The sequence below is a fragment of the Pseudomonas sp. SIMBA_067 genome, assembly GCF_046534675.1.
GTDB lineage: Bacteria > Pseudomonadota > Gammaproteobacteria > Pseudomonadales > Pseudomonadaceae > Aquipseudomonas > Aquipseudomonas putida.
Window position 1 is genome coordinate 370,181 of sequence record NZ_JAWRYH010000004.1, and the last position, 12,615, is coordinate 382,795.

13 protein-coding genes are annotated in these 12,615 nt (G+C 63.8%); 6 read left to right on the forward strand and 7 right to left on the reverse strand.

All coding sequences use genetic code 11. From position 1 onward, the window contains the following. Positions 1 to 141 precede the first annotated feature (141 nt). The 3 genes from SB765_RS12290 to feaR all read left to right on the forward strand — a co-directional run bounded on the left by SB765_RS12290 (position 142) and on the right by feaR (position 3,246). Complete coding sequence (locus SB765_RS12290; protein ID WP_410931390.1) at positions 142 to 1,638, forward strand: APC family permease; 1,497 nt, start codon at positions 142 to 144, stop codon at positions 1,636 to 1,638. Beyond that, the gene (locus SB765_RS12295) at positions 1,619 to 2,191 is read left to right on the forward strand and encodes a DUF3156 family protein (RefSeq protein WP_410931391.1); all 573 of its coding nucleotides are present in this window, start codon (positions 1,619 to 1,621) and stop codon (positions 2,189 to 2,191) included. The genes SB765_RS12290 and SB765_RS12295 overlap by 20 nt, the downstream gene beginning before the upstream one ends. 113 nt (positions 2,192 to 2,304) lie before the next feature. Continuing rightward, entirely contained in the window at positions 2,305 to 3,246 is a 942-nt protein-coding gene (feaR, locus tag SB765_RS12300) for a transcriptional regulator FeaR (RefSeq protein WP_410910113.1), read from the forward strand. Positions 3,247 to 3,264: 18 nt separating this feature from the next. On the opposite strand, the gene SB765_RS12305 is transcribed toward feaR, so the two are convergent. Continuing rightward, positions 3,265 to 4,563, reverse strand: coding sequence for an NAD(P)/FAD-dependent oxidoreductase (locus SB765_RS12305; RefSeq protein ID WP_197863340.1), 1,299 nt, complete (start codon positions 4,561 to 4,563; stop codon positions 3,265 to 3,267). A 107-nt stretch (positions 4,564 to 4,670) separates the two neighbouring features. On the opposite strand from SB765_RS12305, the gene hpaR reads away from it, so the two are divergent. Next, positions 4,671 to 5,093 carry a homoprotocatechuate degradation operon regulator HpaR gene (hpaR, locus tag SB765_RS12310; RefSeq protein ID WP_341796096.1) on the forward strand — a complete coding sequence of 141 codons (423 nt, stop codon included), beginning with the start codon at positions 4,671 to 4,673 and terminating at the stop codon, positions 5,091 to 5,093. A gap of 11 nt (positions 5,094 to 5,104) precedes the next feature. Here hpaR and SB765_RS12315 read toward each other — a convergent pair whose 3' ends face one another. Next, positions 5,105 to 5,704: a TetR/AcrR family transcriptional regulator gene (locus SB765_RS12315; RefSeq protein WP_410910115.1), complete on the reverse strand. Its 600-nt coding sequence runs from the start codon at positions 5,702 to 5,704 to the stop codon at positions 5,105 to 5,107. Between the two features lie 202 nt (positions 5,705 to 5,906). Between SB765_RS12315 and SB765_RS12320 the strand changes: the two genes are divergently transcribed. Together SB765_RS12320 and SB765_RS12325 are read left to right on the forward strand one after the other, a co-directional pair. Continuing rightward, positions 5,907 to 7,076, forward strand: coding sequence for a p-hydroxyphenylacetate 3-hydroxylase oxygenase component (locus SB765_RS12320; RefSeq protein WP_410931392.1), 1,170 nt, complete (start codon positions 5,907 to 5,909; stop codon positions 7,074 to 7,076). 79 nt (positions 7,077 to 7,155) lie between these two features. Next, on the forward strand, positions 7,156 to 8,085 hold the full coding sequence (locus SB765_RS12325; protein WP_410931393.1) for a p-hydroxyphenylacetate 3-hydroxylase reductase component: 930 nt from the start codon (positions 7,156 to 7,158) through the stop codon (positions 8,083 to 8,085). Between the two features lie 50 nt (positions 8,086 to 8,135). Here SB765_RS12325 and hpaI read toward each other — a convergent pair whose 3' ends face one another. From hpaI to hpaD, 5 genes are all read right to left on the reverse strand, one after another. After that, complete coding sequence (gene hpaI, locus SB765_RS12330; RefSeq protein WP_410931394.1) at positions 8,136 to 8,939, reverse strand: 4-hydroxy-2-oxoheptanedioate aldolase; 804 nt, start codon at positions 8,937 to 8,939, stop codon at positions 8,136 to 8,138. 10 nt (positions 8,940 to 8,949) lie between these two features. Further along, positions 8,950 to 9,753 (reverse strand): 2-oxo-hept-4-ene-1,7-dioate hydratase, encoded by an 804-nt coding sequence (gene hpaH / locus SB765_RS12335; RefSeq protein WP_049274708.1) that lies wholly within the window; start codon positions 9,751 to 9,753, stop codon positions 8,950 to 8,952. 17 nt (positions 9,754 to 9,770) lie between these two features. Beyond that, a complete protein-coding gene (locus SB765_RS12340; RefSeq protein ID WP_410931395.1) occupies positions 9,771 to 11,078 on the reverse strand; it encodes an MFS transporter in 1,308 nt (435 codons plus the stop codon). Positions 11,079 to 11,132: 54 nt separating this feature from the next. Further along, on the reverse strand, positions 11,133 to 11,537 hold the full coding sequence (locus tag SB765_RS12345; RefSeq protein ID WP_341796091.1) for a 5-carboxymethyl-2-hydroxymuconate isomerase: 405 nt from the start codon (positions 11,535 to 11,537) through the stop codon (positions 11,133 to 11,135). Positions 11,538 to 11,600: 63 nt separating this feature from the next. Continuing rightward, the gene (gene hpaD / locus SB765_RS12350) at positions 11,601 to 12,524 is read right to left on the reverse strand and encodes a 3,4-dihydroxyphenylacetate 2,3-dioxygenase (RefSeq protein ID WP_410931396.1); all 924 of its coding nucleotides are present in this window, start codon (positions 12,522 to 12,524) and stop codon (positions 11,601 to 11,603) included. Between the last annotated feature and the right edge of the window lie 91 nt (positions 12,525 to 12,615).

Consider the following 12,615-nt stretch of genomic DNA (forward strand, 5'->3'; position numbering starts at 1 on the left):
TTGTAGGAGCGGCGCCAGGCTCTGGAGCTGATTGCTGGCAGGCAGCAACAAGCCCGGCGGCAGCCATCGGCAAGACGCCATGCCGCCGGCAGCGCACAGTAATCACTCGTTCAACGCCACAAAAACAAGCCGGGGCATACGATGTCACTCAATAACAAGCTCACCGAGCACCTCAACCGCGGCACGGTCGGTTTCCCCACCGCACTGGCCAGCACCGTCGGGCTGATCATGGCCAGCCCGGTGATCCTCACCGCGACCATGGGCTTTGGCATCGGCGGCAGCGCCTTCGCCGTGGCCATGGTCATCGCCGCACTGATGATGCTGGCGCAGTCCACCACCTTTGCCGAGGCTGCGTCGATCCTGCCGACCACGGGCTCGGTATACGACTACATCAACTGTGGCATGGGCCGCTTCTTCGCCATTACCGGCACGCTGTCGGCCTACCTGATCGTGCATGTGTTCGCCGGTACCGCCGAAACCATCCTGTCGGGGGTGATGGCGCTGGTGAACTTCGAGCACCTCAATACCCTGGCGGAATCCGCCGGCGGTTCGTGGCTGCTGGGGGTGTGTTTCGTGGTGGCGTTTGCGGTGCTCAATGCCTTTGGCGTCAGCGCCTTCAGCCGCGCGGAAGTGATCCTCACCTTCGGCATGTGGACCACCTTGATGGTGTTCGGCGTGCTCGGCCTGATCGCCGCTCCCGCAGTGGAACTGGACGGCCCGTTCGGCGTGTCGCTGCTGGGCACCGACCTGATGACCATCCTCTCGCTGGTCGGCATGGCCATGTTCATGTTCGTTGGCTGCGAGTTCGTCACGCCGCTTGCCCCCGAACTGCGTCGCTCGGCCTGGGTGCTGCCGCGGGCCATGGCGCTGGGCCTGTTTGGCGTGGCCAGCTGCATGTTCATCTACGGAGCGGCGATGAAGCGCCAGGTGGAAAACGTGGTGCTGGATGCCGCCAGTGGCGTGCACCTGCTGGACACGCCGATGGCCATCCCGCGCTTCGCCGAGCAGGTGATGGGTGATATCGGCCCAGTGTGGCTGGGTATCGGCTTTCTGTTCGCCGGCGCGGCCACCATCAACACGCTGATGGCCGGTGTGCCACGCATTCTTTACGGCATGGCGGTCGACGGCGCGTTGCCCAAGGTGTTCACCTACCTGCACCCGCGCTTCAAGACGCCGCTGCTGTGCATCCTGGTGGTGGCGTTGATCCCTTGCCTGCATGCGTGGTACCTGGGCGGCAACCCGGACAACATCCTGCACCTGGTGCTGGCCGCCGTGTGCGCCTGGAGCACCGCCTACCTGCTGGTGACCCTGTCGGTGGTGATTTTGCGCATACGCCGCCCAGACCTGCCGCGTGCCTACCGCTCGCCGCTGTTCCCGTTGCCGCAGATATTCTCCAGTAGCGGTATCCTCATCGGCATGGCGTTCATCACACCGCCGGGCATGAACCCTGCCGATGTCTATGTGCCGTTCGCCATCATGCTTGGCGCCACTGCGGCCTATGCATTGTTCTGGACGCTGTGCGTGCAGAAGGTCAACCCGTTCAAGCCGGCGCGGGTCGAGGATGTGCTCGAGAAAGAGTTTGCTGCCGAGCCTGGCCACGCCGTGGAGCATGTGCTGCATGATCAGAAATTTGCGTGAACGCTTGCTGGCGCCTCGGGCGCCTTCCGGCTATCGCCCAGGTGCCACGCTGGCATGCCTGGCGCGCAACTTGGGGCAGCAGAACCTGGTGGCTGCCGGGGTGATCCAAGACCCGGCCCAGGGCTGGCAGGCCAAGGTGCACGAACGCGTCGAGGCCCACCTGCTGATGCACATCGTCACCTGTGAGTTCCAGCTGCAGTTGCCTGCTCCGCAAGGGGGCGAGGTCAGCCTGGAGCTGCGCCATACCGGTGCGCTACGCCGTATCGGCCTGGCCTGTGTGTACCGCAAGGGCGACCGGGCGCACTTTGCCCGACTGCGCGACCTGTTGCTGCAGCAGGCCGCACTGGTGGCGGCGCTGATGCCGCTGGATTTCAAGCGCCTGACCTTGGCCTGGCGCGACGGCCAATGGTTGCTGACGCTGGAGCACATGGGCGGTAGCGAAGTGGTCAACCGCATGCCGGCGTTTCGCCGCTACATCCCCATCAGCCCGCAACAGCGGGCGCACCTGATGGCCAGCCTGGCCCAGTTCAACACTTTGCTGCCCAACCTTTGACGCAAACTGGCATACGCCTTGCTGTATCTAGCGACGAATGATGACAGTTGTGCGCACATAGATAACATGTTAACAATGTGCGCATAACAACAAATCCTGCGTCGAGGGCAGCCATGCATACTCAACAATCCAACCGTCAGGGGCTGGAACGCTGGACCACGGCCATGCAACAGATCTGTGGCCGTTTCGAGACGGAACTTGCGTCCAATCACTCGCTGTTCATCGGCGAGGTTTCTACCTTTTCCCGTGCCGGCTTGCCGCTGGCCAACCTGCGCACCAATGCCGGCAACATCCGCCGGCTGGGCGAAAACCCGACCCTTGACGATGACCAGCATTGTTTCCTGGTCAGCCAGCGTGCTGGGCATTCCACCGTGTCCCAGGGGGGCATGCAGGTCAGCCTGGCGCCGGGTGAGCTGCTGCTGATGGATTCGGTCGGGCGCTGCGAAATCACCCCCAGTGGGTTGATCGAACATGTCTCGCTGGCCCTGTCGCGTGAGCAGGTACGCAAGTACGTGCAAGGTAGCGGCCCGATGTTTGGCAAGATCTCCTCAAGCAACGCCTGCGGGCGCATGCTGCATGTGCTGATGGACCAACTGTGCAAGGACGGCAATGTAAGCGGTGATGGTGCCCAGGGCGACGCGCTGCAGACCGCCTTCATTGCCCTGCTGGAGCCGGGCTTCGAGCGCCATGGCGAAGCGCTGGGCAACCTTGGGGCCTTGAGCGGTGCCAACCTGCGCGGCTACGTGCAGCAGGTGATCGACGAGTCGCTGTCACAGCCTGGGCTGACCCCGTCCAACCTGGCCGGGCGCCTGAACATTTCTGTGCGTCACCTGTACCGGCTGTTCGAGGAGGAGGGCGACAGTGTGTGCCGCTACATTCAGCGGGCGCGCCTGAAGCGCAGTGCGGATGACCTGGCCAACCCGTTCTTCAGGAGCGAGTCGATTACCTCGATCGCCTACAAGTGGGGGTTCACCGACTCGGCGCATTTCAGCCGCTCGTTCAAGAAACAGTTCGAACGCTCTCCGAAGGACTACCGGGCGCAGGCGATGGCGTGAGTGTGAGGGGCTCTGGTCTCAGCGACGGCCGTTGAAGTAGCCCGACAGCTGGTGCACGGTCTTGCCGGCAGTGAGCAGCAGCGGGCGGAAATGGTCCTTGCCGAGGATGCGCGCATGCTTGACCGAACTGACCAGGTCATAGCGCTTCGATCCCTCCTGCATACCCTCGGCGAGTATCTTGCAAATGATGTGGCTGGGCGTGACGCCAAAGCCGGAGTAGCCCTGCACATAGAAAGCGTTGGGGCGGTTGTCGAGGGTGCCTATCTGCGGAAACAGGTTGGCACTGGTGGCCATCGGGCCGCCCCAGGCCAGGTCGATGCGCACGTCTTTCAGGTAGGGGAAAATCTTCAGCATCAGGGCGCGGTTCCACGCCTTCAGGTCCAGCGGGAAGTGCTCGACGAAGGGCGTGGCGGCGCCAAACAGCAGGCGGTTCTCGCGGGTGACCCGGTAGTAGTCGATCACCGGGCGGATGTCGCTGTAGGCCCCGCGTATCGGGCTGATGCGCTCGATCAGCTCATCCGGCAATGGCTCGGTCATCATCTGGAAGGCATAGGTGTTTATAGTGCGTGCGTGCAGCTGCGGCTCCAGCTTGTTGAGGAAGCTGTCGCACGCCCACAGCAGCTTGCTGGCGCGTACCGAGCCACGGCCGGTGCGTACCGTGATGCGCTCGCCGTAGGTCACCTCCAGCGCCGGGCTGTGTTCGAAGATGCGCGCACCGTGGCCAACCAGTGCCTGCGCTTCGCCCAGCAGCAGGTTCAGGGAATGCACATGGCCACCGCCCATGTGCAGCAGGGCGCTGCTGTAGGCATTGCTGCCGATGATCTGGCGCACTTCGCTGCCACCGAGAAAACGGATCTCGTCGCGTGTATTGATCGCCTTGAAGGCCTTCTCCCATTTGCGCAGGGTCTGTTCCTGGCGGCGGTTGAAGCCCATGTAGCCATAGCCGTGGCAGAAGTCGGCGTCGATGGCGTAGCGGGCGATGCGGTCCTTGATGATGCCGGCGCCCAGTTCGCTGATTTCGAAAATATCCCTCACGCCCTGATCGCCGACGCTGCTACGGATCTTCTCCAGGTCGTGGCCGATGCCCGCCATGATCTGCCCGCCGTTGCGCCCGCTGCCGCCGTAGCCCAGGTAACGGGCCTCGAGCACGACGATATTGGTCACGCCTTGTTCCGCCAGCTCCAGGGCGGTGTTAATGCCGGAGAAACCGCCACCGATCACCACGACATCGGCCTCGATGTCGCGCTCCAGGGTTGGGAAGCTCAGGTTGTACTTCTTGGTCGCCGAGTAGTAGGTGGGGCTCTCGAGGGTGATCATGACGCCGCCTGCTGACTGGAAATGGGTAGAAATCATTCTATTAATGTATTAATGATTGTGCACTGGCATACTCGCCGGTTTGCTATTTCCAGCCTCCTTGAGCCCGCATGACCACACCAAGACCCTCCCTGACCCTGACCTTGCTGCAGGCGCGCGAAGCCACCATGGCGTTCTTCCGCCCGGCGCTGAATGCCCATGACCTGACCGAGCAGCAATGGCGGGTAATCCGTATCCTGCGCCAGCAAGGCGAGCTGGAAAGCCATCAGTTGGCGGAGCTGGCCTGTATCCTCAAGCCCAGCATGAGCGGGGTGCTCAAGCGCCTGGAGCGTGACGGCATCGTGGCGCGGCGCAAGTCGCCGGAAGACCAGCGCCGGGTGTTCATCAGCCTGACGGAGGCTGGCCAACAAGCGTTTCTGGCGATGAGCGAGGAGATGACGCACAACTACGACAAGATCCTCGCCCAGTTTGGCGAGGACAAGCTGCAGCAGCTGATGCAGCTGCTGGATGAAATGAAGAAGATCAAACCCTGACGCGCCAGGCGTCAGCGGTTGAGTGACAGCGAGTCTTCCAGCACTTTCAGCAGTGCTGCCGCGCGCCGCTCATAGGCGTCGGGGCCTGCGTACATCAGCTCTACATACAGGCTGTCGATGATGCCCAGGTAGGCATCGGCATACAGCGCCAGGCGGCTGTGCTGCTCATGCGCCCAGCCGTGGCGAGCTTGCAGGGCCACGCTGAACCCTTCGCGTATGCCGTCCAGGTATTGTTCAAAGCCCGAAGTGACAATCGGCTTGATGCCCGCCGGGGGCAGGAACGCCGTGCGCAACACGAAGCGCAGTTCGGCCGATTCGCGATAACGTTCGGCCAGGTGCAGGGCCAGCCAGTGCCCCGCCGCCAGGCCGTCGCGGGCTTCCTGCGCAAAGCCGTGCTCGACAAAGGCCGTTTCCTGCACCAGCGCACGCTGGAACACCTCCACGAACAAGGCGTCCTTGTTGGCGAAGTGCGCATACAGCGATGCCTTGCGCATGCCCGCCAACTGGGCGATTTCGTTCAGCGAAGAGGCGTCATAACCGTACTCGGCGAAGTGGCCGACGGCGGCATCGCACACACGCACCGCAGAAGGGGAAAGGTCTTTCAACAGCAACACTCCGTCAGGGGCGCGGCGGGCCGCGCGCGTCTTGAGGGTGGGATTGTGGTGATCGAAAATGCACGGGTCAATGCTTGTCGCAAGGCAATTTCCGGGCGCCATGGAAAGTGCAATGTTCCCCTCGTAACGTGCATTTCGCCACCCAATCGCCGCTCACATACTGATCGCGTCTTCGAATCCAATAAGAAAGAGACCGCTCATGAAAAAGCCAAACCCCCTGCTGGAAGACCTGAAGTCCGTCCTGCCGACCATTGCCGCCAATGCCATGCGTGCAGAGCAGGACCGCAGTGTGCCGGCAGAGAATATCGCCTTGCTGAAAAGTATCGGCATGCACCGCGCTTTCTTGCCCAAACACTTCGGCGGCATGGAAATCACCCTGCCGGAGTTCGCCCAGTGCATCGCCTTGCTGGCGGGGGCCTGCGCCAGCACAGCATGGGCCATGAGCCTGTTGTGCACCCACAGCCACCAGATGGCAATGTTCTCGCCCAAGCTACAGCAGGAGGTGTGGGGTAGCGACCCGGATGCTACCGCCAGCAGCAGTATCGCGCCGTTCGGCCGCACCGAAGAGGTTGAGGGTGGCGTGTCGTTCAGCGGCGAAATGGGCTGGAGTTCCGGTTGCGACCACGCCGAATGGGCGATTCTCGGTTTCCGCCGCAAGAATGCCGAAGGCACTCAAGACTATTGCTTCGCCATCCTGCCACGCAGCGACTATGAAATCCGTGATGACTGGTATGCCGTGGGCATGCGCGGCAGCGGCAGCAAGACCCTGATCGTGCGTGATGCCTTCGTGCCCGAGCACCGCATCCAGAAGGCCAAGGACATGATGGAGGGCAAGTCGGCGGGCTTTGGTTTGTACCCCGACAGCAAGATCTTCTACGCCCCGTATCGCCCGTATTTTGCCAGCGGCTTCTCCACGGTCAGCCTGGGCGTTGCCGAGCGCATGCTGGAGGTGTTCCGCGAGAAAACCCGTAACCGGGTGCGTGCCTACACCGGTGCTGCCGTGGGCGCCGCCACCCCGGCGCTGATGCGCCTGGCCGAGTCGACCCATCAGGTGGCCGCTGCCCGGGCATTGCTGGAAAAGAGCTGGGACGAGATTGCCGAGCACAGCGCCCGCCACCAATACCCGTCGCCTGGCACGCTGGCGTTCTGGCGTACCAACCAGGGCTACGCCGTGAAGATGTGCATCCAGGCCGTCGACCGCCTGATGGAAGCGGCCGGTGGTGGCGCCTGGTTCGAGAGCAACGAACTGCAGCGGCTGTTCCGCGATTCGCACATGACCGGCGCCCATGCCTACACCGATTACGACGTGTGTGCGCAAATCCTCGGCCGCGAGCTGATGGGCCTGGAGCCTGACCCGGCGATGGTCTGAGCCGCCACCTGTTTTCACCCATCCCCTCCAAACACAACAACAAACAGGGCAGGCTGGCAGGCCTGCCCGGGAGTCTTGCATGTCCAACGAAACCTTCGATTCACGTGCCTTCCGCCGCGCCCTGGGCAACTTCGCCACCGGCGTGACCGTGGTGACTGCCGCCGGCCCCAGTGGGCGCAAGGTCGGCGTTACCGCCAACAGCTTCAACTCGGTGTCGCTGGACCCGGCGCTGATCCTGTGGAGCATCGACAAGCGCTCCACCAGCCATGAAGTGTTCGAAGAGGCCTCGCACTTTGCCGTGAACATTCTGGCTGCGGACCAGATCGAGCTGTCCAACAACTTTGCCCGCCCGAAGGAAGATCGCTTTGCCGGTATCGACTACGAGACCGGCACTGGCGGCGCGCCGTTGTTCGCCGATTGCGCGGCACGCTTTGAGTGTGAAAAGTACCAGCAGCTGGACGGTGGCGATCACTGGATCCTGGTGGGCAAGGTAGTGGCCTTTGATGACTTTGGCCGCTCGCCGCTGCTGTACCACCAGGGCGCCTATTCAATGGTGCTGCCGCATACCCGCATGACCCAAGCCGCAGAGGGGCAGGCACCGAGCAGCCACTTCCAGGGCCGCCTACAGCACAACCTGTACTACCTGATGACCCAGGCGCTGCGTGCCTACCAGGCTGACTACCAGCCACGCCAGCTGTGTACCGGCCTGCGCACCAGCGAGGCACGCATGCTGATGGTGCTGGAGAACGATGCGGGCCTGAGCCTGAACGAGCTGCAACGCGAAGTGGCGATGCCGGCTCGGGAGATCGAGGAAGCGGTTGCCAACCTCAAGCGCAAAGGGCTGATTGCCGATGACGAAGGGCGAGTGCGACTATCGGTGAAGGGCGTGGACGAGACCGAGGCGTTGTGGACCATTGCCCGGCAACAGCAGGACAAGGTGTTCGGGCAGTTCAGTGAACAGCAGCTGGAGACTTTCAAGACCGTGCTCAAGGCCCTTATCAACATCTGAACATTGCTTTGGATGGCACCGGCAAAGCCGGTGCCATCCAACCAGAAGCCTCAGTAGACACCACCCCCGGTACTGGGGACTACCACTGTATCCTTGAACTTCCCCGCCAGCTCGCGCAGCCCGCGCATCAGCACCGTGGTATCCACACCCACCGCCACAAACGCCGCACCCAACTCGATGTAGCGCCGCGCCAGTTTCTCGTCCGCGCTGAGAATGCCGGCGGCTTTGCCCGCCTTGCCAATGCGCACGATCGCGTCTTCAATCGCCGCCTGCACCTCCGGGTGCCCGGGGTTGCCGCGATGCCCCATGGCCGCACTCAGGTCCGCAGGCCCGATGAACACGCCATCCACACCTTCCACCGCAACGATCTCGTCCAGGTTGGCCAGGCCTTCCTTGTTCTCGATCTGCACCAGCAGGCACATTTGCTCATCGGCGTGGTCCAGGTAACCGGGGAGGGTATTCCAGCGCGAAGCCCGCGCCAGCGCGCTGCCCACCCCGCGAATGCCCTTGGGCGGGTAATGCATGGCCTTGACCAGCTGACGCGCCTGTTCGGCACTTTCGACCATCGGCACCAGCAAGGTTTGTGCGCCGATATCCAGCACCTGCTTGATCAGCGCGGTATCGCCGATCACCGGGCGGATCACCGCCTGGCTGGGGTAGGGTGCCACCGCCTGCAACTGGGCGAGCATGCCGCGCAGGTCGTTGGGCGCGTGCTCGCCGTCGATCAGCAGCCAGTCGAAACCGGCATTGGCCGCCAACTCGGCGCAGTAGGCATCGGCCAGGCCGAGCCACAGGCCGATTTGCGGTTCACCGCTGTGCAGGCGTTGCTTGAAGTGGTTGATGGGCATGTCCATGGGCAGGTCCTTAAACGAAGCGGCAGGCGATGGAGCCGAGCATGTCGTAGTCGACGTGGAAGGTGTCACCTGGGCGAGCGGCGACCGGGCGGGTGAACGAACCCCCAAGGATGATCTGGCCGGGCTGCAAGGTGACGTCGTACGGCGCCAGTTTGTTGGCCAGCCAGGCAACGCCTTTGGCCGGGTGGTTGAGTACGGCGGCGCTGACCCCGGATTCCTCGATCACGCCATTGCGGTAGAGCACCGCCGGCACCTTGCGCAGGTCGATTTCGGTGGGGCGCACGGCCCGCCCGCCCATCACCACGCCGGCATTGGCGGCGTTGTCGGAGATGGTGTCGAACACCTTGCGGGTGGCCTGGGTTTGCGGGTCCACCTGCTGGATGCGCGCGTCAATGATTTCCAGCGCCGGGATCACCCACTCGGTGGCGTCCAGCACATCAAACACGGTGATGTTCGGGCCCTTCAGCGGCTTGCCGAGGATGAACGCCAACTCCACTTCAACCCGCGGCACGATGAAGCGCTCGAAGGGGATGTCGCTGCCTTCGTCGAACAGCATGTCGTCGAGCAAGGCGCCGTAGTCGGGCTCGGTGATGTTCGACGACACCTGCATGGCGCGCGAGGTCAGGCCGATCTTGTGGCCCACCAGCTTGCGCCCGGCGGCGATCTTTTTTGCCACCCAGGCGCGCTGAATGGCGTAGGCGTCTTCGATGGTGATTGCCGGTTGCTCCAGCGAGAACTGGCGCACTTGCTCGCGGGAGCGTTCGGCCTGGTCGAGGCGGTCGGCGGCGTGCTGGATGAAAGCGTTGTCTAGCATGGGGGCGGTCTCTTGATTCAAGGGTTGACGATGGCAGCCTGGGTGCGCAGCACCAGCAGGCCGCCCAGGGCGATGAAGACGGCGAGTACGTACAGGGCCAGGCTGGCGCTATGGGTGGTGTCGCGCACCCAGCCGATGAAGTAGGGCGTGAAGAACGAGGCGATGCTGCCCAGCGAGCTGATCAGGGCAATGCCGGCGGCCTGGGTACGGGCGTTGAGGAACGCCGGCGGCAGTTGCCAGAACATCGGCAGCGCAGCGCTGGCGCCCATGCCGGCCAGCACCAGGCCGGCCATTACCGGCAGCGCCTGCTCGGGGGCAATGGCCGCAATGGCGATGCCGATGGCAGCCATCAGCAGCGGTACGCACAGGTGCCAGCGGCGTTCGCGTTGGCGGTCGCTGGAGCGCCCGCACGCCAGCATGAACACGCAGCCGGCCACGTACGGCACAGCGCTGAGCAGGCCGACACTGGCGTCGCTGGCCACACCGGCACTGTGAATCAGGCTGGGCATCCAGAACGCAAGGGTGTTCACCGCCAGCATCACCGCGCAATACACGGCCACCAACAGCCACAGTGCACGGCTTGCGAAAATGGCGCCGAACGAGGTTACGGGCTTGCGCTGTTCTTCCTCACCGAATTGCGCGCGCAGCGTGGCTTTCTGCTGCTCATCCAGCCAGCTCACCCGCTCGAAGTGCTCCGGCAAAATGGCCAGTACCACCAGGCCCAGCAACACCACCGGCGCCCCTTCGAGCAGGAACATCCACTGCCAGCCACGCAGCCCGCCCGTGTCGTGCATGAAGGCCAGGATGGCCCCGGACACTGGCCCGCCGACCACTCCGGCCAACGGCACGGCAATGGCGAACAGCGCGGTGACCTGGGCGCGGCGCCCGGCCGGGTACCAGCGGTTGAGGTAAACCAGAATGCCCGGGAAGAACCCGGCCTCGGCCGCGCCCAGGGCAAAGCGCAACAGGTAGAACGCGCTGCTGCTTTCGATCAGCAGCATGCTGGTCGACAACAGCCCCCACACCACCATCAGGCAGGCGATCCAGCGGCGTGGGCCAACGCGGTCGAGCATCAGGTTGCTGGGGACGCCGAACAGCGCATAGGCAATGAAGAACAGCCCGGCACCCAGGCCATAGACCGTGTCGGACAAGTGCAGGTCCTGGCTCATCTGCATCTTGGCGAAGCCAATGTTGATGCGGTCCAGGTGGGCGAACAGGTAGCACACCAGCAGCAGCGGCATCAGCCGCCAGGTGACTGCCCGATGGGTACTGTCGGCCCGTTCAGCGTTTGCCTCGCGCGGCGAGGCTTGTTCGAGTGTGCTCATGTTTTTGTACTTGTTCTGTAATGAGTCGGGGAGGGCGTGGTTTGAGCCGGCGCGCTAGCGGTTGAACAGTGGGTGCAAGGTGCTGTGCTTGGCGTCGTAGACCTGGGCGGTGCTGTGGTCGATCTGCACGGTGATGCCGATCGGGCGCTGTTGCAGCAGTGGGTCCAGGCGCGCTTTCAACACTGCCAGCAAGCTGTCGCCCACTGTTTTGTGCACCTCGGCGCTGCGGCCGCTAGCCATGCGCAGGTTGGCGTACAAGAAGCCGTATTCGCCTTTGCCATCGGCCACCGCGCAATGGGCGGCGGGGTAGGCCAGCACGCGGGTACCGCCAGTGGGGAACACGGCTTTGCCTTCGGCATCGCGCTGTTCGAGCATGGTGTCGGCCAGGGCGCGGCACAGGCCGGGGATGTCGGCGTCGGTTTCCAGGTCGGGGGTGTAAAGCAGAACCAGGTGTGGCATGGGGGCCTCCTCGGTGAGGGGCGGCTGGCCACCCGCCAGGGCGACCAGCCGCGAACGGGTGGGTTACAGGCGGCTGATGGGCACCACGGCGGCCGGGTTGGCGGCCTGGGCAGCGGGGATGGCACCACCGTCCTGCGGGGTGACCGGGAAGATCGCGTTGATCTGGCCGGTGCCGGAAGAGCCGAAGTAGGGCGTGACCACATCGGCCTTGCCGTCGTAATCGGACCAGCCCAGCGCACCCAGCAGCATTGCCGTGTCGTGCATGAAGCCTTCACCGTGGCCTTTGGCGGCGTACTCCGGCAGCATCCCGCAGAACGCTTCCCACTCGCCGTCCTGCCACATTTGCACCACACGGTGGTCGAGGGTTTCGAGGAACGGGCTCCACACCTTGGTGGCAAAGTCCGGCGCCTGGCCGTTCTGCGCGAAGCGGTGCGACAGCGAGCCGCTGGCCAGGAACGCCACGGTGCCGTCGTAGTGGTCTTCTACTGCCTTGCGCATGGCCCAGCCCAGGCGGGCACTGTCGGCCAGGTAGTGCGAGGTGCACAGTGCCGAGACCGAGACCACCTTGAAGTGCTGGTCCTGGTTCATGTAGCGCATGGGCACCAGGGTGCCGTATTCCGGGGCCAGGGTGGTGGCGTGGTGGGCCATGGTTTCGACGTTGAAGCGGTTGCACTCCTCGGCCAGCAGCTTGCCCAGCTCGGGGTTGCCGGGGAATGCGTAGGGCATGTTGCTGATGAAGTGCGGCAGTTCGTTGCTGGTGTACACGCCCTCGAAATGCGGCCCGCACAGCACGTGGTAGTTGGCGTTGACCAGCCAGTGCGTGTCGAACACGACGATGGTGTCCACGCCCAGCTCACGGCAACGGCGGCTGATTTCGTGATGCCCGTCGATGGCCGCCTGGCGAAAGCCTTGGCGCGGGCCTGGCAGTTCGGACATGTACATGGACGGTACATGGGTAATCTTGGCAGTGAGAGCGAGTTTGCCCATGGGGGTCTCCGATAAGACGCTGTTGTTGTTTTGGGGCTGACCCGGTCCCTTGTAGGAGCGGCCTTGTGCCGCGATGGGGCGCACAGCGGCC

Excerpts from the sequence above, each read along its gene's own strand:
- hpaI (WP_410931394.1), bottom strand. The coding sequence starts at position 8,939 with ATGGACATGCCCATCAACCACTTCAAGCAACGCCTGCACAGCGGTGAA.
- SB765_RS12325 (WP_410931393.1), top strand. The coding sequence starts at position 7,156 with ATGTCCAACGAAACCTTCGATTCACGTGCCTTCCGCCGCGCCCTGGGC.
- feaR (WP_410910113.1), top strand. The coding sequence starts at position 2,305 with ATGCATACTCAACAATCCAACCGTCAGGGGCTGGAACGCTGGACCACG.
- SB765_RS12345 (WP_341796091.1), bottom strand. The coding sequence starts at position 11,537 with ATGCCACACCTGGTTCTGCTTTACACCCCCGACCTGGAAACCGACGCC.
- hpaH (WP_049274708.1), bottom strand. The coding sequence starts at position 9,753 with ATGCTAGACAACGCTTTCATCCAGCACGCCGCCGACCGCCTCGACCAG.
- SB765_RS12295 (WP_410931391.1), top strand. The coding sequence starts at position 1,619 with ATGATCAGAAATTTGCGTGAACGCTTGCTGGCGCCTCGGGCGCCTTCC.
- SB765_RS12340 (WP_410931395.1), bottom strand. The coding sequence starts at position 11,078 with ATGAGCACACTCGAACAAGCCTCGCCGCGCGAGGCAAACGCTGAACGG.
- SB765_RS12305 (WP_197863340.1), bottom strand. The coding sequence starts at position 4,563 with ATGATCACCCTCGAGAGCCCCACCTACTACTCGGCGACCAAGAAGTAC.
- SB765_RS12290 (WP_410931390.1), top strand. The coding sequence starts at position 142 with ATGTCACTCAATAACAAGCTCACCGAGCACCTCAACCGCGGCACGGTC.
- hpaR (WP_341796096.1), top strand. The coding sequence starts at position 4,671 with ATGACCACACCAAGACCCTCCCTGACCCTGACCTTGCTGCAGGCGCGC.
- SB765_RS12320 (WP_410931392.1), top strand. The coding sequence starts at position 5,907 with ATGAAAAAGCCAAACCCCCTGCTGGAAGACCTGAAGTCCGTCCTGCCG.
- hpaD (WP_410931396.1), bottom strand. The coding sequence starts at position 12,524 with ATGGGCAAACTCGCTCTCACTGCCAAGATTACCCATGTACCGTCCATG.